This window comes from Micromonospora sp. HM5-17 (assembly GCF_003762835.1).
GTDB lineage: Bacteria > Actinomycetota > Actinomycetes > Mycobacteriales > Micromonosporaceae > Plantactinospora.
Genome location: NZ_RJWA01000004.1, coordinates 433012 through 455980 on the forward strand (window position 1 = coordinate 433012; position 22969 = coordinate 455980).

Annotated in this window: 15 protein-coding genes, 2 tRNA genes and 1 pseudogene; 10 read left to right on the forward strand and 8 right to left on the reverse strand. The window is 66.5% G+C overall.

The genetic code is table 11. The features are described 5' to 3' along the window. Positions 1 to 302: 302 nt before the first annotated feature. Positions 303 to 1595 carry a glycosyltransferase family 87 protein gene (locus EF879_RS15330; RefSeq protein WP_123559089.1) on the reverse strand — a complete coding sequence of 431 codons (1293 nt, stop codon included), beginning with the start codon at positions 1593 to 1595 and terminating at the stop codon, positions 303 to 305. A gap of 74 nt (positions 1596 to 1669) precedes the next feature. On the opposite strand from EF879_RS15330, the gene orn reads away from it, so the two are divergent. Together orn and EF879_RS15340 are read left to right on the forward strand one after the other, a co-directional pair. After that, positions 1670 to 2263 carry an oligoribonuclease gene (gene orn / locus EF879_RS15335; RefSeq protein ID WP_123559091.1) on the forward strand — a complete coding sequence of 198 codons (594 nt, stop codon included), beginning with the start codon at positions 1670 to 1672 and terminating at the stop codon, positions 2261 to 2263. Between the two features lie 193 nt (positions 2264 to 2456). Further along, positions 2457 to 2529: transfer RNA gene (locus EF879_RS15340), tRNA-His, on the forward strand. A gap of 319 nt (positions 2530 to 2848) precedes the next feature. Here the strand turns inward: EF879_RS15340 and EF879_RS15345 are convergent. Both EF879_RS15345 and EF879_RS15350 read right to left on the reverse strand, forming a co-directional pair. Next, positions 2849 to 4084, reverse strand: a complete 1236-nt coding sequence (locus tag EF879_RS15345) for an Ig-like domain-containing protein (protein ID WP_233604500.1) — start codon at positions 4082 to 4084, stop codon at positions 2849 to 2851. A 233-nt stretch (positions 4085 to 4317) separates the two neighbouring features. Next, positions 4318 to 5547 (reverse strand): Ig-like domain-containing protein, encoded by a 1230-nt coding sequence (locus EF879_RS15350; protein WP_123559274.1) that lies wholly within the window; start codon positions 5545 to 5547, stop codon positions 4318 to 4320. Between the two features lie 190 nt (positions 5548 to 5737). Here EF879_RS15350 and EF879_RS15355 point away from each other — a divergent pair. From EF879_RS15355 to EF879_RS27655, 3 genes and pseudogenes are all read left to right on the forward strand, one after another. Continuing rightward, positions 5738 to 5813: transfer RNA gene (locus EF879_RS15355), tRNA-Lys, on the forward strand. Positions 5814 to 5935: 122 nt separating this feature from the next. Next, the gene (locus EF879_RS15360) at positions 5936 to 6304 is read left to right on the forward strand and encodes a hypothetical protein (protein WP_123559094.1); all 369 of its coding nucleotides are present in this window, start codon (positions 5936 to 5938) and stop codon (positions 6302 to 6304) included. 289 nt (positions 6305 to 6593) lie between these two features. Then, a pseudogene (locus tag EF879_RS27655) lies at positions 6594 to 6887 on the forward strand (hypothetical protein); the annotation flags it as partial. 236 nt (positions 6888 to 7123) lie between these two features. On the opposite strand, the gene EF879_RS15370 reads toward EF879_RS27655, so the two are convergent. Further along, the gene (locus tag EF879_RS15370) at positions 7124 to 7732 is read right to left on the reverse strand and encodes a dihydrofolate reductase family protein (RefSeq protein ID WP_123559096.1); all 609 of its coding nucleotides are present in this window, start codon (positions 7730 to 7732) and stop codon (positions 7124 to 7126) included. 482 nt (positions 7733 to 8214) lie between these two features. Next, positions 8215 to 8682 carry a hypothetical protein gene (locus EF879_RS15375; protein ID WP_233604480.1) on the reverse strand — a complete coding sequence of 156 codons (468 nt, stop codon included), beginning with the start codon at positions 8680 to 8682 and terminating at the stop codon, positions 8215 to 8217. Between the two features lie 299 nt (positions 8683 to 8981). Between EF879_RS15375 and EF879_RS27245 the strand changes: the two genes are divergently transcribed. From EF879_RS27245 to EF879_RS15395, 5 genes are all read left to right on the forward strand, one after another. Then, positions 8982 to 9146 carry a hypothetical protein gene (locus EF879_RS27245; protein WP_158624181.1) on the forward strand — a complete coding sequence of 55 codons (165 nt, stop codon included), beginning with the start codon at positions 8982 to 8984 and terminating at the stop codon, positions 9144 to 9146. Positions 9147 to 9644: 498 nt separating this feature from the next. After that, positions 9645 to 11141: a PD-(D/E)XK nuclease family protein gene (locus tag EF879_RS15380; protein ID WP_199736436.1), complete on the forward strand. Its 1497-nt coding sequence runs from the start codon at positions 9645 to 9647 to the stop codon at positions 11139 to 11141. An 11-nt stretch (positions 11142 to 11152) separates the two neighbouring features. Continuing rightward, the gene (locus EF879_RS15385; RefSeq protein ID WP_123559100.1) at positions 11153 to 12307 is read left to right on the forward strand and encodes an HU-CCDC81 and SPOR domain-containing protein; all 1155 of its coding nucleotides are present in this window, start codon (positions 11153 to 11155) and stop codon (positions 12305 to 12307) included. Beyond that, positions 12300 to 15749, forward strand: a complete 3450-nt coding sequence (locus tag EF879_RS15390) for a signal recognition particle (protein ID WP_123559102.1) — start codon at positions 12300 to 12302, stop codon at positions 15747 to 15749. Before EF879_RS15385 ends, EF879_RS15390 begins: the two co-directional genes overlap by 8 nt. 26 nt (positions 15750 to 15775) lie before the next feature. Continuing rightward, entirely contained in the window at positions 15776 to 18634 is a 2859-nt protein-coding gene (locus EF879_RS15395) for a pPIWI_RE module domain-containing protein (RefSeq protein WP_123559104.1), read from the forward strand. Between the two features lie 127 nt (positions 18635 to 18761). On the opposite strand, the gene EF879_RS15400 is transcribed toward EF879_RS15395, so the two are convergent. The 3 genes from EF879_RS15400 to EF879_RS15410 all read right to left on the reverse strand — a co-directional run bounded on the left by EF879_RS15400 (position 18762) and on the right by EF879_RS15410 (position 22885). Next, on the reverse strand, positions 18762 to 20006 hold the full coding sequence (locus EF879_RS15400) for a sorbosone dehydrogenase family protein (RefSeq protein ID WP_123559106.1): 1245 nt from the start codon (positions 20004 to 20006) through the stop codon (positions 18762 to 18764). A gap of 108 nt (positions 20007 to 20114) precedes the next feature. Beyond that, entirely contained in the window at positions 20115 to 21395 is a 1281-nt protein-coding gene (locus tag EF879_RS15405; protein ID WP_123559108.1) for a D-alanyl-D-alanine carboxypeptidase family protein, read from the reverse strand. A gap of 332 nt (positions 21396 to 21727) precedes the next feature. Continuing rightward, positions 21728 to 22885 (reverse strand): CU044_5270 family protein, encoded by a 1158-nt coding sequence (locus EF879_RS15410; RefSeq protein ID WP_148086449.1) that lies wholly within the window; start codon positions 22883 to 22885, stop codon positions 21728 to 21730. Between the last annotated feature and the right edge of the window lie 84 nt (positions 22886 to 22969).

The window sequence follows — 22969 nt, forward strand, 5'->3', positions numbered from 1 at the left end:
CACGCCGGCACGGGCCGCCGCCGGTATCCCGAGCGACCCACCCGGCGGCGTCGCTGCCGGGCCCGGTGACGACGGTGACGCGTCCGGCGGGTTGGCGATCCGGCGGGCGGAAAACGGCGATCCGGCGGGTGGGAGACGGTGGGGAAGGGGCCGGGACGGCGAGCGGCCCCCCGCGCTGCCGACACGGGGGGCCGCTCTCACCGGGGGATCGGTGTACCGAAGGGACGTTTCAGATGTTGTCCCCAGATTAGCTGCCTGAGACCAGACTAGATAGATCTGTCCATTTGGCGCAAGTTCTGTTACTAACCGATGCGTGGCTCGCGTTTCGGCGCGACGACGTCGGTACGCGGCCTTCCCGAGCCGTTCCGCGTCGGCAGCACGACGAGGAGGAGCAGCGCGAAGAGCACGTAGAGGTTCCGGAGCAGGAACTCGCCGGGCGTGTCGGTCCGGGCGAATGCCTTCCCCCAGTCGTAGAACGAGACCACCCCGTACACCATCGCGACGGCGAGCAGCACGGCGAGGACCAGCAGGGCGACCCGGCGTCGCCGCCCACCGCCGCCGCACTCCGTACCGGGCGGGCGGAGGAGAGTGTCGACCAGCACCACCAGGGCCGGAACGAACCAGTACGCGTGGTGGGTCCAGGTGATCGGGCTCACAAGGGTCCCGACCAGCCCGGTCAGGGTCAGCCCCGCCAGGTCGTCGCCGGCCCGCGCCGCCTGGGCCGCCCGCCACAGCCCGTACCCGGCGATGACGAGGACCAGGAGCAGCCAGAGCAGCTGATTCGGCTTCCCGGGGGTGGTGAAGCGGCTGAGCAGGCCGAACAGTGACTGGTTGCCGGTGTAGTCGGTACGCCCCACCCGTTCGGTCAGCCACAGTTCGTGCGTCCAGAACCGCCACGAGTCGCGCGGCGCGATCGCCGCGGCGAGCAGGGTCGCCCCGGCTGCCGTCGCGCTGGCGGTCAGCGCCGCCCGCCAGCGCCGGGCGGCGAGCAGGTAGACGATGAAGATTCCCGGATAGAGCTTGAGCGCCGTCGCCAGCCCGACTCCCACGCCCGACCAGCGCGACCGACGGGGTACGGCGAAGAGCAGGTCGGCCAGGGTCAGCGTGACGAGCAGCATGTTGATCTGCCCGAACGCCAGGGTCTCCCGGGTGCTCTCCAGGGCGAGGACGAGTGGGACGGCGACGCCCAGCGCGAACCAGCGCGGCAACCGGTGCCGCTCGGCGAGCGGCTTGACCAGCCACCAGGTGGTGACCAGCAGGGCGAGCAGGCTGAGCACCGTGAAGATCGTGACCGTGAGCCCGAGGCGCAGCTCGGCGAACGGTCGGAGCAGCAGCGCGGTGAACGGGGGGTAGGTGAAGTACAGCTCGCCCTGCACGACGTCGGCCTGCGCGTAGTCGTACAGCGGGTGCCCCTCCGCCCACCAGCGCATCGCGCTCATGTAGATCTTCAGATCGAAGAAGTCGTGCGGCGTGTCGAAGAGGTACAGGACAGGTAGCAGGCCGATGACCAGTGCCACGCCGACGATCTGGCGCGCGGTCCGACCGCCGGGATCGTCCTCGACAACGGCGGGCGGGGTGGGGGGCTCGGCGGGCACGGGAAAACCCTAGCGGGCCGTTCTGTCCGCAGCGCTGAGGCGCGGGTTGCTGGGCGGCGCGTAGTCTGGGCGGCGTGGCTGATCTTCTCGTCTGGGTCGACTGTGAGATGACTGGGCTTGACCTCGGCAAGGACAAGTTGCTCGAGGTCGCCGCGCTGGTGACGGACCGGGACCTGAACGTCCTCGGCGACGGCGTGGACGTCGTGATCCACGCCGACGAGGCCGCACTGGGCGGCATGCCGGAGATCGTCCGGGCGATGCACGAGAAGTCGGGTCTGACCGAAGAGGTGCGCCGCTCGACGGTCAGTCTGCGCGAGGCCGAGGACATGGTCCTGGAGTACGTCACGACGTACGTGAAGGATCCCCGGACGGCGCCGCTCTGCGGCAACTCGATCGCCACCGACCGTGGTTTCCTCAGCCGGGACATGCCCCGGTTCGACGCCCACCTGCACTACCGCATGATCGACGTTTCCTCGATCAAGGAGCTGTGTCGTCGCTGGTACCCCCGGGTCTACTTCGGGCAGCCGGCCAAGGGGCTGGCCCATCGGGCGCTCGCCGACATCCGGGAGAGCATTCGGGAGCTGGAGTACTACCGGCGGACGATCTTCGTGCCGCTGCCCGGGCCGGACGTCGACGCCGCCAAGGCCATCGCCGCCGAGCTGTTGTAGCCGAGCTGTCGTATCCGGGGTCGGTGGACGTGGGCGTCCCGGCCGGTGGCCGCCGACCCGGGCCGGCTCGGGCCAACCCGGTCGACGGCGGGGGGCGGGGTGTGGCTATCATTGGTCGTCGCCCCGGCCGAGTTCTGGGGCTGGGCGCGATGTTTGCGCGGATTCAACTGATCTGCGCATTCAACTGAACATGGTGGCTGTAGCTCAGTTGGCAGAGCACCGGGTTGTGGTCCCGGGTGTCGTGGGTTCAAATCCCATCAGTCACCCTGATCACGGGCCGTCCGGCCCGTACGCGGAAGCCCCCTCCCTCGGAGGGGGCTTCCGCGTGTGAGAGGCCGATCACCCGGCTGCGGCCGCTCGGCCGTGGTGTCGCCGGGTCCACACCGCTGACGGAACGGGCCGGGCCGGGGATACGTACCCCGGCCCGGCCCCGAAGGCGTCCACGTGGGCGGCCCGCGTCGGGCGGTCGTCCGCGGCCCGGTTACCGGCAGCTCGGCCGGCTGCTGCTGGAGAGCGAGTTCGGCGGCTCCATACCGAGCGGCGCCCGTATCACCCCGCCGCCGGGCCCCGTCGCCGCTCGCGCGGTCAGGCGTTCGGCGTCTCCGCCGGCTCGTACGGGAGCGCGCTGCCCTTGACGTACTCCTCCCAGCTCATGTTCCAGTCGGTCCAGCCGTTGCCGTTCTGGAGCTTGCGCTCGGTGCCCTTGATCACCACCGGGTCGCCGACCCGGGTCTGGTTGAACAGCCACTTGGCGTTCTCGGTCGACATGTTGACGCAGCCGTGCGAGACGTTGCGGCGCCCCTGGTCGGCGACCGACCACGGCGCGGCGTGGATGAACTCGCCGCCCCAGGTGAGCCGCTGGGCGTACTCGATGTCGGTGATGTAGCGGTTCTCCGGGTTCGGGTCGTCCATGGTGTTGAAGACGGTCTTCGCCTTCTTTTCGATCACCACCATGGTGCCGCTCGACGACGGGGTGCTCTTCTTGCCGAGGCTGATCGGGATGGTCCTGATGACCCTGCCGTCCCGGGTGACCGTCATCTGCTTGGTCTTGTTGTCGACCGTCATCAGCAGTGCGGAACCGGTCTTGATCTCGACGGTGAGGTCGTTGCGGCCGTAGTAGCCGTCACCCATCGGAAGGCCGCCGGTCTGAACCTTGTAGAAGATCTTGGTGTTGGCCTTCCAGTACATCTTCGGCCGGTACCGGACCTCCGTCGGGCTGACCCAGTGCCAGATTCCCTCCTGGGCCGGTGTGGACGTCACCGTCATCCGGCGCTGCACGTCGTCCCGGTAGTCCTTCGGGATGGCCCGGCTGAACCTGATGATCAACGGCATGCCGACCCCGACGACCTGACCGTCGCCCAGGAAGCTGCTCACCCGGACCTGCTTGCTGGGCTTGGCCATGGTGGTGAAGGTGCTGGTCGCCGTCGCCGGCTTGCCGTCGTCGCCGGTCGCGGTCACGGTCGCGGTGTACGTCGTGTTGTACGCGAGTTGCCTCTCCGGCAGCCACGTCCCGTCGGCGGTGAGCTGACCCTTGACGGTCTTGCCGCTGGCGTCCTTCACCTCGACCGTGGTCTCGACGGCGTCCTTGCTCGTGAAGGTGATCTCCGTCGAGGCGGGTACGTCCTTGGCGTCCGCGGCCGGCGAGGTGATGCTGACCGACGCCTTCGGCCGCTGTTCCGCCCCGGTGCCGCCCTGCCAGGACGGTCCATTCTCCTCGCCGCCGGTGTTGCTGCAGGCGGTCGCGGTGACCGCGAGAGCCCCGGCGAGCAGGACCGAGGCCACCGCTCGGACCGGCGAGAGCCGACGTCGCGATGTCGCCAGCGCCGGACTGACGATGCGACCTGTCACCTGGGTTCGGCGTACTCGCATGATTCCCTCACAGTGCTGTTGCCCACGACCATCCCTGGTGTGACGCCCAGGGTCATCCAGTTCCAATGACGCCAGCCGACCCGCTTCCGTTTCCCGTCGCGCGGAACAGGATCGACGGCGGGGCGGTTCGCGGCGATGGGCCGGCAGTCGTCGACGCGGTGTGGCTGACGGTCCCCGCTGGCCCGCTACGACCCGAGGTTATCCGGCACCGGCAGCGCGCTGCCTTTGACGAACTCCTCCCAGGAGAGGTTCCAGGCGGTCCAGCCGTTGCCGTCGGCCAGTTTCCGCTCGGTGCCGGCTATGGTCACCGGGTCACCGATCTTGGTGCGTTCGAAGAGCCAGCGGGCGTTCGGCGTCGAGACGTTCACGCAACCGTGCGAGACGTTGCGGCGCCCCTGGTCGCCGACGGACCACGGCGCGGCGTGAATATACTCGCCACCCCAGGTGAGCCGCTGGGCGAAGTCGATCTCGGTGACATACCGGTTCGCCGGATTCGGATCGTCCCGGGTGTCGAAGACCGTCGACTTCTTCTTCTCCATGATCACCATGGTGCCGCTCGACGACGGGGTGCTCTTCTTGCCGAGGCTCACCGGCATGGTCCGGATCAGCTTGCCGTCCTCGTAGACGCTCATCTTCTTGGTCGCGTTGTCGACCTTCATCTCGAACCGGCTGCCGATCTTCGCGGTGGCCTTCCGGTCGACGTTGCCGTACCGGCCGTTGCTCAGCGGGATCCCCTCCAGGCCGATCCGCACCTTGAGCGTGGTGCCGGGCTTCCAGTACTCCGGGGCCCGGTAGTAGGCCTGGGTGCCGTTCGCGACCCAGTACCAGGTGCCGGGCTGCGGCGGGTCGGTCTCGACGAACATCCGCCGCTGCACCGTGGCCCGGTCCTTCTTGGGAATACCCGGCGAGAACTCGACCACCACCGGCATCGCGACCCCGTACGTCTTGTCGTCGAAGAGGTAGAGGCCCGACCCGATCACCGACTTCGGCTTCGCCATCGTGGTGAACGTGGTCGTCTTCGTCTCGGTCTGCCCGGACGGGGTCGTCGCGGTCACCTCGGCGGTGTACGTCTTGCCGTACTTCAGCGGACTGGCCGGCACCCAGGAGGAGCCGTCCTCGCGCATCGCCCCCGGCACGGTGCCGCCGCCCTCCGCGGTCAGCTTGACGTTGGTGATCTTCCCGCCCTTGACACTGGTGCCGATCTCGGTGCTGACCGGCTGCTTCTTGGCGCCGTTGGCCGGCGTGACAGTGAGCTCCAACGGCTCGGCCGGCGGGTTCGGGCTGCCGGAGTCACCCGTCGTGCCGTTGACGAAGCTCGGCCGCTCGCCCTCGTCGCCGCCACATCCCGCCAATCCGAACGGCGCCACCACCGCCAGGGCGGCGATCGCCGCCCAGGCTCGTGCCTTCGTGACCATCCCCACCTCGGTCCACTCGATCCCCGGAAACATCGTGCCGTATGACTGCCGGGTTCTTGGGATCAGGGTGCCCGATATTTGGTCGTTATTGTTCGTTTTTGTCCGATTGCTTCGAGTGACCGGCTCGTACGGGGTATCTGATTGGAGCCCCGCGCCGGCCCCGTGCTAAGGTTTCTCCCGTTGTCAGCGAGCGCCGCTAGCTCAACTGGCAGAGCAGCGGACTCTTAATCCGCGGGTTCGGGGTTCGAGTCCCTGGCGGCGCACCAGCGAGAACATCCCAGGGGCGGTCATGACTGACCGCCCCTGACCCCTTTCTCTGACCCCAACGTCAGTCATCGAGCGGTAAGCCCAGCGCGACATGTCAGTGCTGGCTGGCACACTTCGGCGCATGAGTTACGACCTAGCGGTGTGGGAAGGCGACAGGCCCGCTGACAACGCCGCAGCGCTGACCACGTTCGAGGCGCTCTACGAGCGGTACGTCACGAACGGGCAGATCCCGCCGACGCCGCGTATCCGAGCCTACGTCGAAGCCCTGCTCGAGCGGTGGATCGACCTTACTGAGGACGACGACGAGCGGAGCCCGTGGGCGACGGGGCCACTGATCAAGGAGGCATCGGGACCGTTCATCTACTTCCCGATGGTGTACAGCCGCCGTGAGGAAGTGTCGGCCGGTGCCGCACGAATTGCCGCTGAGCATGGCCTTGTCTGCTTCGACCCGCAGCTAGGCCTGCTTCGGCCTGCTCCTGAGGAGTTGTAGATCGTTGCGGCCCACGGACCGAGGGCCCAAAGCTTGCCAGTACAGCCATCCGTACAGCCAAGCCAACCGATCTCACCGGTCGAAGGCCGAGCGGAGTCGACAGGACGAGCAGCTTGACGGCGGTCACCGACGCCGGCCGACCGCAGCCTTGACCATTGCGCGAGGCAGAGGCCGGCGGGTCGCCTCCCAGACCGCCACCTGGGAGCCCCAATAGCTGACGCCATCGAGGACTTCGCCGGCCGGATGCGCCACCTCCGAACCGCCCGCGGCATGTCCCTCCGCGCACTCGCGCGCGGTGGCCGTGCTCGAGTCCACGCTCGACCGGTACGACGACACCCACGCCCGCGACAAGGCTCTTTACCTGACCTGGCTGGCTGACGCCTATCTCGACGCGAACGAGGTCGAGCGCGGGTGCGCAGTCGCGGCCCGGGCGGCCCGGCTGACCCCGTACGCTGAACTGTCGTGCGTCGCCGAGCTGCGCGCTACTCAGGGAGCAGACCGATCGGCGACCGACTCGGAAAGCCAGGTCAGGCACGCGGCAGATCCCGCCACGATCGGAGTAGCTGTCACCTGCTCAGAGTAGCTGTCACCTGCGGGTTGCCCCAGGGCGCCGCTCGAGAAGTGCGGCCTCCGGCGCCGGTTACTGGTCGGCCGTGGTGTAGAGCTCGGCCGTGGTGTAGAGCAGCAGACGCGATTCCTCGCCGATCATGTCCCGGCTGGGAGCGGCCTCCGCGTGGAGCATCCGGGCTGGGCGTACGCCGCAGGCCCGGACGCCCCGGCCGGCGTCGGGTGCCGCGAAGTGCAGTCCGACGCCGTCCGTTATGCCGACTGATCGGCTGACGTGCGCGCGTAGGTGAGGAAGAGTGCGCCGCTGTCCAAGACGGTGTGGTCAGTGAGCTTCCAGGTGCGAGGGTCGAAGACGGCGCCTCGGCCGAACAGCGGGATGCCGGTGCCGATGGTCAGCGGTGCGAGCTTGACGATGAGCTGGTCGATCTCGGGATACAGGGCGCCGGCCAGTTCACCGCCGCCGATGAGCCACAGATCCTTGCCCTCCTGCTGCTTGAGTTCGCGCACCTTGGCGATCGGATCGCCGGAGACGATCTCGATGGCCGGGTCCGGGCTCTCGGTCAGGGTGCGAGAGAACACCAGGTGGCGTAGGTGGGGGTAGGCGTCAGTGACGCCGGCCTTCAGACCGAGCTCGTAGGAGCGGCGGCCCTCGAGGACCGTGTCGAAGCGGTTTCCGGCGGCGGTGACGCCCAGAGCCTGCCGGGCCGGTCCCGGCAGGGTTTCGGGATACTCGGCGATCAGGTGGCGCAGGTAGTCCTCGGGGATCGGCCAGAAGCCGCCGGGGCCGGTGGGGTCGGCCCCGTCGGGACCGGCGATGTGGCCGTCCAGCGTCGAGGCGATGTAGTACACAAGCTTGCGCATGAGGCGATTCCTCGGTGGTTCTGTCAGGTGAGGTACGGCGCAGGTCTCGCCGGCCGCGTGCCAATGATCGCGCTGAGATCCCGATCGGGCAAATCCCGCCTCGGCGTAGCTCCGCATCGTATGTGTCAAGCAGCCGTGCGCGGTTGGTTCCGACAGGGCGGCGTGCCCGTCCATATGCCCGATATGGCGGCCGGCGGCGGGCAATCACGGTCGACGATGAGAGCGACGACCAGCCCGTGACCAGCAAGGAAATCAGTCATCCTACCTCTGATCGACAATTCTGAAATTGTTTTCGCCATGGACGTCGATCGGATTGTCGGCCGGGCTGTGATCCGCATTCGGTCCGTCAAAGCGTCCATCGATGGTGAGCGGTGTGAGACGCCAACAGTTGTTCCGCTACCATCGGCCGGCTTGGCCGGTATTGGGTGGTCGACCTCCTTCGGGGTCTGCTGGACTACGGCGGGCACGTTTTCCACCTGACGTCAAGAACTGGATGCGGCGGCAACGGCCTCGCGGACTGCGCGCTCGTACTGGTTGCGACGGAATACGAATGGACCGAAGTCTCCGTAGTCGCGCTCGGGACGGTGGGGCTGGGCGAAGCCGCGCCATGTCACCACGTCGCCAGCGGTGATCACCTGGGCTTCCAGGGGCCAGCAGCCGACCTCGCCGCAGTCGCAACCAAGTAGGGCGATCGCGCCTTTTCTCGCCCAGTACCCGGAGTCTGGTCGTCCGGTGAGGTAGCTGGTCAGGTCGCCGAAGTTGAAGTAATCAAGCACGATCCCGGCATACTGCCCGGGTACGTCGTAGCCAGCGGCACGCTCGAAGGCCGAAACCAGGTCCACCAGGCTCACCGTGTCGACGTACGGCAGCAACTCGCGTGCTGGGTCGGGGCCATTGCCCCACGGACGGATCTCGAAACGAACCTTGCGAATGAACGGCCGAGTTGGCACAGGCCCGAGTCTGCCGCAGGTCGCGTTGCCGCACAGCCCACATCCGGTCCGCGGAGGTTGGCGGACGACGGGAGGTGGTGTGGGAGGTCGTGCAGAAGCGGCACGCAGCCGGCGAGGACCGCTTCGAAGATCCGTTGGGTGACCTGGCCGGCGCGGGCGTACCGCTCTGGGAGCAGCAGCACGGTGGCGAGCGCGCTTCCGTGGATCTCGGCGACCAGGGGAACGGGACTCGGCAGCGAAGTTGAGGTCGGGCCAGCGGCGGGTGTCGGGCCCCTTGCCGGCCACCAGGTGGGGTAGTTGTGCGGCGGCGGGGGCCGAAGTTCGTGTCGAAAGCGTTCGAGAAACAGTGCGTCGAGGTTGGGGAGCCCGGCGGCCCACCGGTAGTGATCGGCCAGGTCGAGTACCGCTTCATGGAGGTCGCGGTCGGTTTGAAGGAACACGAGGTCGTGACCGACGGCGCGTAGCCCATCGACGAGCGTCCGGCGGTAACTGCGCCCCCCGTCGGGGAGGTCCAGGATGCAATCCCCAGAAGCTGTAGCCGATCAGGACTTCATCACCCACCAGCCTTCGATGAGCAGGGCGTCCAGGACGGTTGCGGTAGGGAGGTCCAGGGCCATCTATTACGCGAAAACCTGTTTCTCTGCAAGCTGTCTTAGTTCGGCTCTCCTTGCTACGGTGGTTGCGCCGAGTGACGGGGGTCGGACGGTTGGTGATCATCACGTGCGCCTGCCGCTGCTTCATGCCAGGGCCGATGTGGCCTCGTGTCAGATGCGGGGGGTGTGTTGCAAGCCCAGGACGGTCCCGAGTTTGGCTGCTCGCAGCCAGGTGTCACAACAGGTAACAACGTTCCACGTCAGCGGGGGCAGGTATCTCGACAGTGGACGATGCCGCCGCAGCTAACCGGTGACCCGCGTTTGATCCGGATTGGCGCCGGGCTCGTAGTGGATGAAGTCAATGGTTGCTTGGAGCATCTGGCCGCCAAGGCGCGGCCGAGAGTGCGGGCCCGTCAACGGCTGAGGCACGGCATCGACGACGTGTTCGCGTTGGACCCGGTGATGGGGGCACTCGACCGGATTGAGCATGACGGCATAGCTGTGGCGAGCGTCCTAGCTGACATCGGTACTGATGTATCTATTCCGGAGGCTCTGCGTACCTGGACGGCGCATGCCGTTGAGCAGTACGCCGGCGCAACCCCTCTTGGTGAACAGCGCCGTCCGATGAGGGGCTGGTGGGTGATTCAGCGTGGCGAGGGGACCGTATGGGAGCTATATGCCTGGGGACGCTGTTATCGATCCTCCGATGGAAGGCAGCGTGAGCTGCGGTTGCTGCGGTTTGGGATTGCAGGCGGTCGTGACCGTGAGCCGGCGCAGGTCGCTATCGCGGCCTACGCAACCGCCATGGGCGGTGAGGGCGTCAAGCCGGAGCCGTGGTCGCAGCAATTCCGGGTCGTGGCTCGGCCGGCAGCTGATTACGTCCGCGTTGTGGAGATCGGCCTCCTCGACGGGTCGGAGGCGATCCTCTTCGCCGGCTCCGTATCGGAGGCTGAGGCGCTCTACCGCGAGCACGGTGAGCCTGAGGTGTCGCGAGTCGTCGGCGGTGGCCACACCCGCTCGGGCGGATCTTGCTTCAAGTGCAAGCTATTCACCGGTTGCAGTGATGTCGTACGTGCTCCGGGGTTGCTTGGCCTACCGTCTCACCCCCGGGTTGCGCTGCGGAAGGTGTCCGTCAGCGACCTACGCTACTACCAGCTTTGTCCCGCTCAGTTTCGGCTTCGGTCGTGGAACCTCCCGCGGGCCGACGAGTACAGCGTCGCTGCCCGAATCGGCCAGGCTGTTCACGGCTACTTGGAGGATCTGCACCGCCGTCAGGAACGTCCGTGCAGGTTTGAGGACGTGCCAGCCGCTGGTGAGGTCTGGGCGGACCAGCGGTGGCATCTGGATCAGGCAGCTCAGGACTTGGGGGCGCAGATGCTCGCCCACCATCACCAGGTTTGCCCCCTGGATGCCCAGCCGGAGCAGGTTCGTGTAGAGCCCACGTTGGCGGTACATGACACTGCAGCTCAGGCGTTGATCATCGCAAAGCCGGACCTGTTGTATAGGGAAGGCGGCTCATGGATATGGCGTGAGATTAAGACAACCCGCCAGCAGGCGGCGGTTCGGGATCCGCTGGACGCCTATCCACAGCTGGCGTTGGCGACCATCATGCTCGCCGAGGGTGTGCTTGGTGGCGACCTTGATGGGTCGCGTGTCGAGCTGGAGATACTGCGCCCTTCTGGCGCTGATCTGGCGATCATCGATCCGTGTGATCCTTCGCGGGTGGCCAAGGCTCGGCAGGTCATGCGAGACCTGGCACAGCCGTGGCGAGAGGACGAGGGCTTTGCTCCAGCGCCGGGAAAGAACTGTCGTACCTGTCCGGTATCACGGTGGTGCTCGGCAGCTGTTGCCGACGATGAGTCGTAAGGCAGGTCGCAGTGCATGCCACAGCCGGCGAGATCGATCTCCAACATCATGACGGGGTCGCCCTGCTTCGGGTGGTGGCCACCGCGCTTATCGTTCTCGCAGAGCAAACCGCTCCAGACAGTCCCGTCTACCCCGACAAGGTGCAAAAGGCGTTTAATGCCCTGGTGCTGCAATGCCTTCGCAGGGGAGTTAGCCCGCCGGTCAGCGTTCCGGAGATGGCGCGGTGGGCGGCAACCAAACCCTTGGCCCAATGGCCGGTTGACCTGCCCAACGGGCTCGTGGGGGACGACGACCTGCTCGTCGATGGGGCACTGGGCCGCCCGACGCAGTTGGCCTACTCGTGGCAGGTATTCGCGGCTGACGCCGCCGCCGAGTTGTTCGAGAACAAGATCATGCACGAGGCGTTCCAGCGCTGCCGAGCCGCGCAGGCACCGGAGGCGTACACAGCGTTTCGGCGCTTGCTCATCCAGAGACCCGTACTCACCGCCTCAGAGAAGGCCTTGCTTCTGGGCGACGATCCGACGCTCAGCCCGGTAACCCACGTCATTGACGAGTGCTACGAGGAAGCCCCCGCTGCGTACCTCGATACCGACGGCACCTACGCCACCTGCGCGCGGTGCGGGTGCTTACTCAAGCCCTACGGCGACGGTTGGCTCTGCGCACTCGATCGGTGTCGGCGCGATGGCACACCGTCGGTTGACCGCCGACTTTCTGCCCGAAAGGTCGGGGGCGTGTATCACCTAAAGGCGCCGCTACGGATGTCGGTCACCGGTCCAGGGCTCGCCGAGATCGATCTGGAGCGGTCGCTGACATCCATAGGGATCGCAGTGCAGATGTGGCCGGAGTATGACGCCTACGACCTACGAGTCTCCCTCCCCAACGGGCAGGTATGGGCAGTCGATGTCAAGGACCACAAGCAGCCGGCAATGTTGGGCGTCAACGTCAGGCCCTTCCGATCCTCGCCGCGCTACGACAAGGCTTTTCTGGTCGTGCCGAAGTATCGGTTCGAGGACAGGGAGGACTACGCGCGGGTGTTCAACCACTGGTGTCCAGACGAGGTGAAGCGACACGTCACCCTGCTCACGGACCAGGCGTTTGTGAGGCGAGTCAAGAAGGAGATCAAGGCACACGCCGTGACGCCTGCGGTGGGAGGCAAACGTGCGTAACCGCGCGGGCTGGCACGATGAGTTGCTCAGTGAGCTGAACAACGGCTGGCCAAAAGACCTGCTCGGGTTCCGGGCTGGCGATCTGCTCGATATCGAATTGGCGCTGTACCTGCGCGAGCACGTGATGCCTACACGCGCGGCGGCCGACGTGTGGACCTTGTTGGGCGGCTATCCGTATAGCGAGGTGTTTGGTGACGCGCGTACCGACGAGGCTCGGCTACGCATTCGCCGCGCCCGCCACTACCTGTGGGATCGCAATCGCCGCTATCTGTGGCTGCAGGGACTTGAGATGTACCTGACCGTGCCACAGCCGCTACGTGGCTACGACATGGATAGCCCCACCGACGTACCTCGCCGCCTCGCGCCCGCCCGCGTCGCCCGAAGGTTCGAGGTGTTCGAGAGACTACTGACGTCACCGCCGCCGTTTGAGGAGGACGCTCTTCCGATCGCCGACGCAGGTTCATATGTCTTCTACGTGCGCGACCAGCGCCACTCGGTGTCTATCCCTGCCGAGCTGATCCAGGCGGGCCGTCAGGTGGGCCATGATCTGACCGCACTCCCAGCGGGCAAGGGCGCCCCCATCGAGGTGGAGTGGAAGCAGCTTGAGGCAGCAGCCGCCGAAATGGATCGCCGAGAGCAGGACCTACCTGCAGCAGCGAAGCGAAACCACTGGGCCAAGCGCCTCGCCCGGGTTAGCCTGCGCGTACGCGACGAGAGCCAGGGCGCATTCGTCCCCAGCAGCGCGGTCCGCGTGGACAGGTTGATGCACATGGTCGGAATGGTCGGCGCCGGCAAGTCCACCATCCGCGATATCCTCGCGTACCAGGTCGCCACCGACCCTACCTGCATGCGTCGAGTGACGATCGTCGTGGGCGACGTGGCCGAGATGCTCACCATCGTGGAGCAGTTTCGTCGCCTCGGAGTGCCTGCCGCGCCGATCCTCGGCGCATCAACCCGGGAACGCAACATCGCGCGCCTTCACCGACGTATCGCAAGCACTGCCGACAGCATGCTGAGCCACGAACATCCCGGCTTCACCTACCTCTCCAGCGCCTGTCCCTTAGACGCGCTGCGGGAGTTCGAGGCACACCGGGCGCTACGCATTCACGAGGCTCCGTGTACGTCACTGTTGCGGACAAGTGAGATTGAGGCCGCACAAGACGGTCCTGACACGGACGATGGCCTTCCCGTCAAGCGTAAGAAGCCGGACAAACCAAAGCGGCATGGCTGCCCGCTGTGGTACCAATGCCCGCGCCACATCGGGGCGCGTCAGCTTGTCGATGCTCGCGTCTTGGTCGCTACTCCGGCCTCGCTGGTGCACAGCCGAGTACCGGTGCACCTCAACCGACCGGTGATGCGCTATCTCGAACTCGTCTGTCGGCTTAGCGACCTGATCATCGTGGATGAGGCCGACCGCGTGCAGATGCAACTCGATACTGCCTTCGCCCCCGCCGCGACACTCGTCGCCCAAGGATCCGAATCCTGGCTCGACGAGGTGGCCAAACACAAGCTCGATGAGCTCGCCCGCAACGGACGAATGCAGCTATCAGCCGCCGAGGCTGATGACTGGATCAACGCGGTCAACACCGTGACCGCCGCTACCGACCGCATTTACTCCTTGCTGATCAACAATGGGCAGCTGCGTCGGTGGATCAGCCAGGACCACTTCAGTGCCGCCACGCTGCACCGCAGGCTCATCAACAAGTGGTTTCCCCAAGACCATGACGACCCAGGCGACGCCGGCGGCCTGGAAGCGCAGCGAATCAGAGCCGCGATCGACCGCTTCGACAGGATCCTCGACCGGTTCCGCGATGAGCCGCTCGAACATCAGGTCGCCGTTCGCGGAGACGACATCACGCCTCTGGTCAACTCGTTGCGTGCCATGGCGGCAGAGCTACTGCATACCCGACGAAGCGCGCAGGTTCGGCAGCGCACCCGCGACCGGCTGCTCGCGCTACTTCGGGAACTGGTGCCCATCCGTCTGCCGACGACCGACGACGACGACAACCTGCTCCTGTTCGAATTCACGCTTTTGCTGTCCGCGCTGGACTCACGCCTGAACCTGATGACCAACATGTGGGCACGGGTGGAAGCCGCTCTCAACCTCGAGGCAACCAGCAACGTGCTGTCCCGGCGACCTCCACGCGACTACGCGCCAGTCGTGCCCGAGTCGCCTATGGGAAACGTCCTCGGTTACCAGTTCCAAGCGGGAGACCGCCACCACGACGGCGCTCAGAGCGGTGAGCTGAGGTTCTTTCGTTGCACCGGTGTCGGCCGCGAACTCCTGCTCGAGCTCCCGAACATTCCGAAGGTGGACGACAGGCCAGGACCCAACGTCCTACTCATGTCAGCCACGAGTTGGGCGGGCACCTCCAGCCGCTATCACCTGCACGCACCGGTCGACGCGGTGCTGCGGCCACACGACAGCGAGATCGAAGCGATTAAGCAGACCACCTTTCGGATGGAGTTCCTCTTCGCTCCTGGAAGCCAGACCGCGTTACGGCTGTCTGGAACTACACCGGCCGAGCGCCCGCAGCAACTCAAACAGATGCTAATCCAACTCGCCTGTACCGACGGCAATCTCATCGGCGCGAAGTCACTGCTGGAGCAGGAACTCGAAGACATCGACGATCCAGAGCGCCGCCGCATCCTGCTGCTGGTCGGCAGCTACGACGAAGCAGAGACAGCCGGGCGGTTCCTCGACGACCTCCCCAACTGGAAGGGCAAGGTCGCCTACCTGGTCTCTGACGATACCGACCTCGACCACACCTGGCGACTGCCCGGCGACGATGCCAAGCTGCACCTTCCAAGGGGGGAGATCACTGAGTTCGCCACGACCGGTCAGCAGATCCTCGTCGCCCCACTGCTGGCAGTCGAGCGCGGCCACAACATCGTCGTCTCTGACGGCAAAGCAGCCATCGGTAGCGTCTACTTCCTTGCCCGCCCCCACCACCGCCCTGACGACATCTCGCTTGCCACGCAAAGCATCAACGACTGGGCGGTGCGCTATATCCGAGGCGCTGAACGAGAGTTTCAGCAGCTCGCGCTCGCCGAAGCTACGCCCGACGCCGCTGGTCTTCGATTCCGTCGCGAGGCTCGGAGGAAGTGGAACCGCTACCTCACTCGCCGCATGGCTTGGACCAGCCTTCCTCCGGACGAAAAAGCCTCGTTCACCTGGGACCAACTCGTTGTGATCTGGCAGGTCATCGGTCGGCTCGTACGCGGCGGTGTGCCGGCCCGGGTCAACTTTGTCGACGGCGCCTTCTCCCCCCTGGAAGCCGGCCACCGAGGCGCCGACACGCCGGCCACCAGCCTATTGGTCAGCATGCGCGAACAGCTGAGGCCCTACTTTGACGAGTACTCCGGTGCCACGCCCATAGACCGGTCACTGGTCAAGGCACTCTACGAGCCGCTGTACAAGGCCCTGCGTGAAATGAGCTGACCCGTCTACCGCGAGGAGTCGAATCGATGGCGAACAAGGTAATTCAGCAGGCAGCGTTCGTCCCCGTCCAGCCGCTGCGCCTACCGCTGCACACACTGTCATTTCCCGCCGCATGGCGAGCGCCAATCGATGCCCTATATACCGGAGGGAGTGAGCACACCCAACGCAAGGAGCGGCAGGTACCTATCGGCCGGCTGAACGCCCTCATCGCAACCGCTGCGCCCGATATTGTCTCCGTTGCCAGACGTGCAAGCTTCGATGAGAGCGAACCCTGGCTCTATGCGCACAGCCCCTTCCCGCTGCCTGTCTTACGAGCCTTCATCGCCGCGTGGTTGCACGACCTGGCCAAGGCGGAACACCGAGCGCTGGTTCCTGACACCCTACGTAGCCTCAACCTTGATTTGCTGCGGTGGAAAGATCGCGAGGTCGACCTGCTGGAGCAGACTCTCACCGAAGGCGGCACTTCCCTTCCATCGCCCCACCTGTATGTGCTGTTACCCGACGTTCTGGCCGCCCACATCGCCGCGCACACCCCCTACACCCACAACGGCGAGAAGGTCCGATTTCACCAGGTTGCCACCAATCCCGTGGCTGGCTATGCCGAATTGATGTCCTGGCCGCCGAACGAGCACAGGACTGGCCGAGGAGGTGCCAGTCAAACCTGGTACTACAGCGGCACGATCAAGATAGCCCTGCGGACAGTGCCGTTCGACCCAGTACCCCGGATTCACGTATACACAGGCATCCGTCGATGGGCAGGTGGCCAACTCAACACCAAGGGCACGAACGCAGCCTCCGTCTACTTGCGCAGCACTAGCCCTCTGGTCCGCGACGCGCCAACACCAGCCAGGTTCGCAGTCGCCAAGCTCCAATGGTCGCCGCGGACTCGCGACTTTGTCTGGCGACACGGTGGTCCCGAGGAAATGCTTACTCGCGTGGCAGCGATCGACCACCTGCCGGACGCCGAGCAGCTTGCCAAGAAGGCTGACGCCTGGATCCACGGGCGTGATGGCGTGACCGTCGCGGTCACCCACCACACCACAATGGGAGGCAGGAACCACCCGGTCGGTAACGGCATGATGCCAGCCGAACGCAGCCGCATTATCGAATGGGTTGCCGAGGCGCTTGCGCCCCACCTCGAGCTCGCTAAGCCGCTGCGCCGGGTCACGCCGGACGGGCTGCGCTTCAACATCCCTGCCCGTGTGCTGAAGACGGTCGGTGCGTCCAAGGACAGGCCACATCTCGCGGGCACCGAGCTGGAGGAGCATCAGCAGCGCCAACGCGCGGCCGAGCAAGCCAGGGCGGAAGCCCAGCGCCACAACGCGCTGGTACGACGCTCCCGCTTGGCGGCAGTCGTGCCAGAAGCCGATCTGTGTGTGTTCCTTCTCTACCAAGACACCAACATGCGTGAGCGTCTCCTCGTCGGCGTCGAGAATCTCCTCGGGCTTACCGGCCAGCGCCAACAGACCAGCGACGAGTCCTGGCGCTGGTGCACCGACGACTTCACCCTCCGCATCCATGCGCGGCAGGTGCCAATCGGTGGCGAGCTCGGTGAGGGCAGCGGCAAGGTCCGGAAAGGTACGACGCACGACCAGGCGGTTGCGGAGCGCCGCCAGCAGGTCAAGACTGCGCTTGACGCAATGGTGGCTAGCACCGGCGAGACCGCTCGTCTCGCCATCATCGAGCTTGAAGGCAAGGAACGCTTCAAAGTCCGGACCACCGATCCGAAGTTCGCCATTCGACTCGGCTGTGCCGACGCCGGAATGGTAAGCCAATTCATCGAGCCTGCAAATGGGGAGAGCAAAGAGGAAGAGAGTAACACTCATCACCGCGTGGAGGCTGCCTGGGAAGACGGGTTCCGTCAGCTAGGCATGCGCTTCGTGCCAATCCACACGGTGCCCGAAGGCATACCCGACAACCTTAACCAGCTTGCCTTCTGGGTGGTCAAGCGACGCGACGATGACATCAACCGCTTCCCCTTGTTCGTGCCCATCGCCCTGCTGATCCGCCCCCACCAGGACCAGATCCTCGGTAAGGCCATCGGGATGTCTCGATGGGTTTCCTATCCGGAGCTACTTCTCCACCTTGCTGGCATCAACCCCAGCGGCACGGCGCGCAATGAAGCCCAACAACAAGCCGAGCTGGCCGGCTTCATCAGAACCACGATCCGCCAGTTTGGCGGTGACCCGACCCTCGTCGTGACGCTGGGAACGAATATCCGTTATCGTTGGCCAACGATGCAGAACGCCCACGTGGTTCATGGCAAGATCGGTTTCGGTGACGCTCCGCTGCAACGTGCCTCGATCTATGGCAAGAGGTTGCGTTTCGTCCGGGTATGTACCAGCGACCGACTGGAGACGGCTCAGTGGTGGGCTCCAGGGAATGGCGACACAGTTGGGTTGTCCAAGGGGCTCTGGACGTTCGATAACCAAACGACTTCGAGTCCGCTTGTTTTCTACAGCACGGTTGGAAAATCTGGTAAGCATAAGAAGTCGGGCAAAAACGATGCCAAGCTCACATCCCACTACCTTACGCCTGTCAGTGTTGAGGCGTCGAACGACGTGCGCTCTGTAGTGGCGAGCACCGCGCAAAGCAGGAACTACCTTCAACCCGAAACGACAGCCTGGAATCCCGAACTCCTCGAGTTCGTCATGGTGAGCCTCCAAGAGGGCGACGACCCGACGGCCTGGGCTAGCTATCTTCACCAGCAACGTTTGAGTGAAGATTACGACGAGCCGCTACGCCTGCCTCTCATTTTGCATCTTGCTGCCCTCGCCACTCGATACGCTATCCCTGCTGAGGACGATCGTCCCGAGGAGGCTGAAGATGATGACATCGACCGGGAACTGGTTGCCGAACAGCTGACATTCGACTTCGGCATCTGATGGCCAACGACCTCGGCGTCACTTCGTGGATGTGTATCCGGGCCTACGGTGGAGTGAGCTGGGGGCAGCCGCCCGGATGCGGCTGCCCCCAGAGGTCTCGCGGATGTGCGGGGGATCGACCTGAGGCTCAGCGGTTCGTCGCCCCGCCCTCGGGGGCGGGCTGAACCCGCTCGAACCGTACCCGGCTCAGCCACCCCGGGAGGTCACTGAGCACGTACAGCTCGCCGTGTACGTCCGTGGCGATGGCGGTCGGCTGGGTGGGGAACCTGCCGATCGTGGCGGTCTCGTAGCCACCCGTGGGCTTGGGGCGTACGGCGTACGCGAGGGTCGAGCAGTAGTCGCTCGCGACGTAGGTCCCCCACGCCTCCGGGGTGGCGAACCCTCGGTACACCACGCCGCCAATGACCGAGCAGCCGTCCGTTCCGAAGTGTTCGTACTCGAAGACCGGGTCGGTGTAGTGCACGTCCGGCCGGCATTGCTCCGGGTCGAACACCGGGGTGCCCTCCCGGCAGGACCAGCCGAGGTTCGCCCCACCCTGCCACGGGCGGATGTGGTTGACCTCCTCGACCAGGCCCTGGCCGACGTCACCGATCCACAGCGAGCCGTCGACCGGGTCGACGGAGAACCGCCACGGGTTGCGCAGCCCGTAGAGCCAGATCTCTGGCCGCGCGCCGGGCGTGCGGACGAACGGGTTGTCAAAGGGTACGCAGTAGGGCTTCGCCCCACAGGAGCGGCTGACGTCGATCCGTACGATCTTGCCGAGCAGGGTGCCGAGGTCCTGGCCGGCCTTGAACGGGTCGTTCGCGTGGCCGCCGTCCCCGAGGGACCAGTAGAGGTAGCCGTCTCGGCCGAACGCTACCTGCCCACCGTTGTGGTTGCCGTACTCCGAGTGCTCCTGGGTGAGCAGCACCTGCAACCGGTCGGGGGCGCCGAGGGGCACGCGCGCCAGGGTCAGCGTCCCGTCCGGCAGGCTCGTGTACGCCACGTAGAGGATCCCGGTCCGCGTGAAGTTCGGTGCGGGTGTGATGCCGAGGAGGCCGCGCTCGTTGTCCGACGTGTCGATCCGGGCGGTCAGGTCCAGCACCGGCTCGGCCGCCAGGCCGGTGTCCGGGTGGTAGGCGCGGACGGTGCCGTTCTTCTCCGCGATCAGCATGCGGCCGTCTGGCAGCCCGGTGAGTGCGATCGGACGCTGCAGGCCGAACGCCACCTGTTCGGATACCACGGTCAGTTCGGTGAGTGGCACAGGGCGGGTGTGGGATGTGCCGGCAGCGGCGGTGCCGGCCGCCGACACCGGTGGCAACAGGAACGTGGACAGGGCCAGGACGAGCAGCCAGGCCAGCCTGGTGGCCGGGCGACGACGCCGTCGCGACATGTTTCAGCTCCTCGAGCAGGTGGAGTGGAGGGCGCGCGTTGGATGCCTCACCCTACATCGATCCCTACCAATATTGAAGCCAGTCTACGATGTCGCCGGTCGGCGCGGTCAGCGGTGGTGACGGATGCGCTCCCAGGTGCTCGGCGGTTCCAGACCGGTACCGATACGCAGCGGGACGCCGACCGGTTCGCGGTCACCGGCGCTGACCGTGAGCCGGCCGTGTTCGGTGTCGGCATCGATCCGCGGCGGTACGGTCGGGATCTGGGCGTCGAGCCGCACCGTGAGACCCGGCCAGCCGACGACCTCGACCTTTTCGGCCGTGGTGAGGGTGGTCTCGGTGCCCAGCGGGCCGCGGACGGTGGCGACCTGCTCGCCGGCCTCGACCAACGTGTGGACGTCGAGCGCGGCCGCCGTCGCGCGCAGCAGGGACCGGGTCACCGCGAAGACCCGGTCCAGCTGGATCGGGGTGTTGGCGCCGGGCTGCCCGAGTACGGCACCGATGATCATGAGCGTCCGGCCGCCGACGTCGACCACCGCCGCGAAGACGAGGCAGCCGCCGGCCTCGTCGGTGGAACCGGTCTTGATGCCCACCACGCCGTCGCGGCCGACCAACTCGTTGTAGTTCTGCACCGTACCGGCGACGGGCAGGGTCGCCTCTTCCTGCTCAACGATCTCCGCGAACGCCGGCAACGCCATCGCCTTGCGCGCCAGGATCACCTGGTCCCGGGCGGTACTCACCGTGCCGGGATCGAGGCCGGACGGATCGGTGTAGTGGGTATGCGACATACCCAGTTTGTCCGCGGTCGCGTTCATCTTCTCGACGAACGCGGCCACGCTGCCGGAGTCCCAGGCGGCGAGGATGCGCGCCATGTTGTTCGCCGACGGCAGCAAGAGCGCCTGTAGCGCCTGCCGTTCGGTGATCACCTCTCCGGGCTGCACCTTGACCAGCGACTCGCCGCGGGCCAGCTCCGCCGGGTACGCCGCGGCCTGCTCGGCGCTGATCGTCAGCTCCGGCCCCTGCTCACCGACGGCGAGGGGGTGCTCGGTGAGAATGACGTAGGCGGTCATCACCTTCGCCACGCTTCCGATCGGCAGCGGTTTCGACCCACCGGACGTACCGAGCGTCCCAAGTCCCTCGACCGAGACCAGCGCCTGGCCCGTACGCGGCCAGGGCAGCCGCGGCGCCTTACCCGGGATGGTCATCGACCCGGGCAGCGTCAGCTCGACCGTCGGAGCGGGCAGCGGGTGCCGCAGTGGCGCGACGGCGTACAGCGTGCCGCCGAGGAGCAGCAGCGTCAGCAGCCCGGCCAGCACCCACGGCAGGCGGCGGCCCCGGCGGTTCGGCGACGCCAGGGGTATCCGGGCGAGCTCCTCGGTCTGCATGTCCATCGGACCAGACAATGTGTTCTCTCCTTCGTCGTGTTCTCTCCTTCGTCAGCTGGGACTGCCCGGCCAGGGCGGCCCGCCGCCGCGCCCTGGACGTCCGGTGGCGGAGCCTCGCGGAACAGCGGCACACCCAGCTCAACGCCGTGCCCTGGCCGGATGTCCCCATTCGTGATCGCCGCTACGACCCGGACACGTCGCGAGATCCGGATCGGCACAGCCGTTGCCCCGCGTACTCCTGGCGGGATCGGGTTCCCCACGCGCAGCATCAGCGGAACGTGGGGTGAGACGGTCGGCGGGCAGCTGGGTTGCCCCGCCGACCCGGTGTTCCCGAGGGTTCAGTCCCGGGCGTCGGCGATCGGCGGGCTGTCGTTGGTGCTGCCCGCCGCCAGGACCAGGCTGTATGAGCAGAGCGCACCCGGCGGCAGCCACGAACAGTCGCCATTCGGATTGGCACTCGGATCCACCACGCGGGTCTCCTCGGCCAGCGGTTGTCCGGTGTCCAGGTCGATGATCAGCCGTACCTCAAGGCCGCGCCCCGGAACGACCTGCCCGTTCGCGTACGTGATCGCGTGCCCACGCCGGCCACGCACGTCATCGACGACGCCCAACCCGCGTACCCCCGGCAGCGTCGCGAGCAGGCGGTACGCGGCGGCGCGGACCTGGTTGCTGACCGGCATGTTCACGATCACCGAGGAGGCCACGGTGAACAGCCACTGGTCCTGGTCACGCGGCATGTCGACGTTTTCTCCGGTGTACAGGCCGAGCAGTGCGCCGCGGAGGGCGGCCGGGTCGGTCGGCAGCGCGTCGATCTGGGCCTGCGACACGTTCACGTCGCCAAGCGCGAGGTACCTGTCCGGGTCGACCTTCCTACTCTCTACCGCGCCCGGGGCGGTTGTCAGGACGAACGGCTTCGGCTTCGTCACCCTCATGACGGCCGGGGCACCGGCGCGGCGCCAGCGGGCCTCATCGGCGGGCGTGGCGGGCTCGGCGCCGAGCTGCTGCACGACAGCCCAACTGCTGTCCGCGCTGGAGCGGGCCAGCCAATACTGGCTGCTGCTTCTCTCGACCATGGCGTACGTGCCCTCGGCAGCCTCGACCGGCACCACGTTGCCGCTCTCCCACTGCATGGTCAGATAGCGCCCGTCGGCCTGCGGGGCCTGGTCGCTGCGTTCGGCTGCCACGAGCAACATCCGCCGGTAGTCCATCGGCGCCTCGACGGGTGCGGCGTCGGGGTCGCTGCGCGGCGTGATGCCCGGTCCGGCGACGGCCACGACGACGGCGGCCGCGGTCGCCGCCGCGATGCCGAGGACGGCCACCCGTAGCGGCCGGGACCTGCGGATCGTGCCGAGCGTGGCGTGTCCGTCGCCAGCCGGAGCGGTGGCCATGATGGCGGCAACGACCTGTGCGGTCTGCTCGCCTCGGCCAGACGGTGCGTCCAGTCGTGCCGGCCGGGCCTTGGCAAGCAGGTCCATGACATTCGGTGATTGGCTCATCGAACTGACTCCCTCGGAATGAGCGTGGCGGTTGGGCGAGGCGATTCGACGTCGGCGGCGGCCAGGGCGGCTTTCAGGCGACGT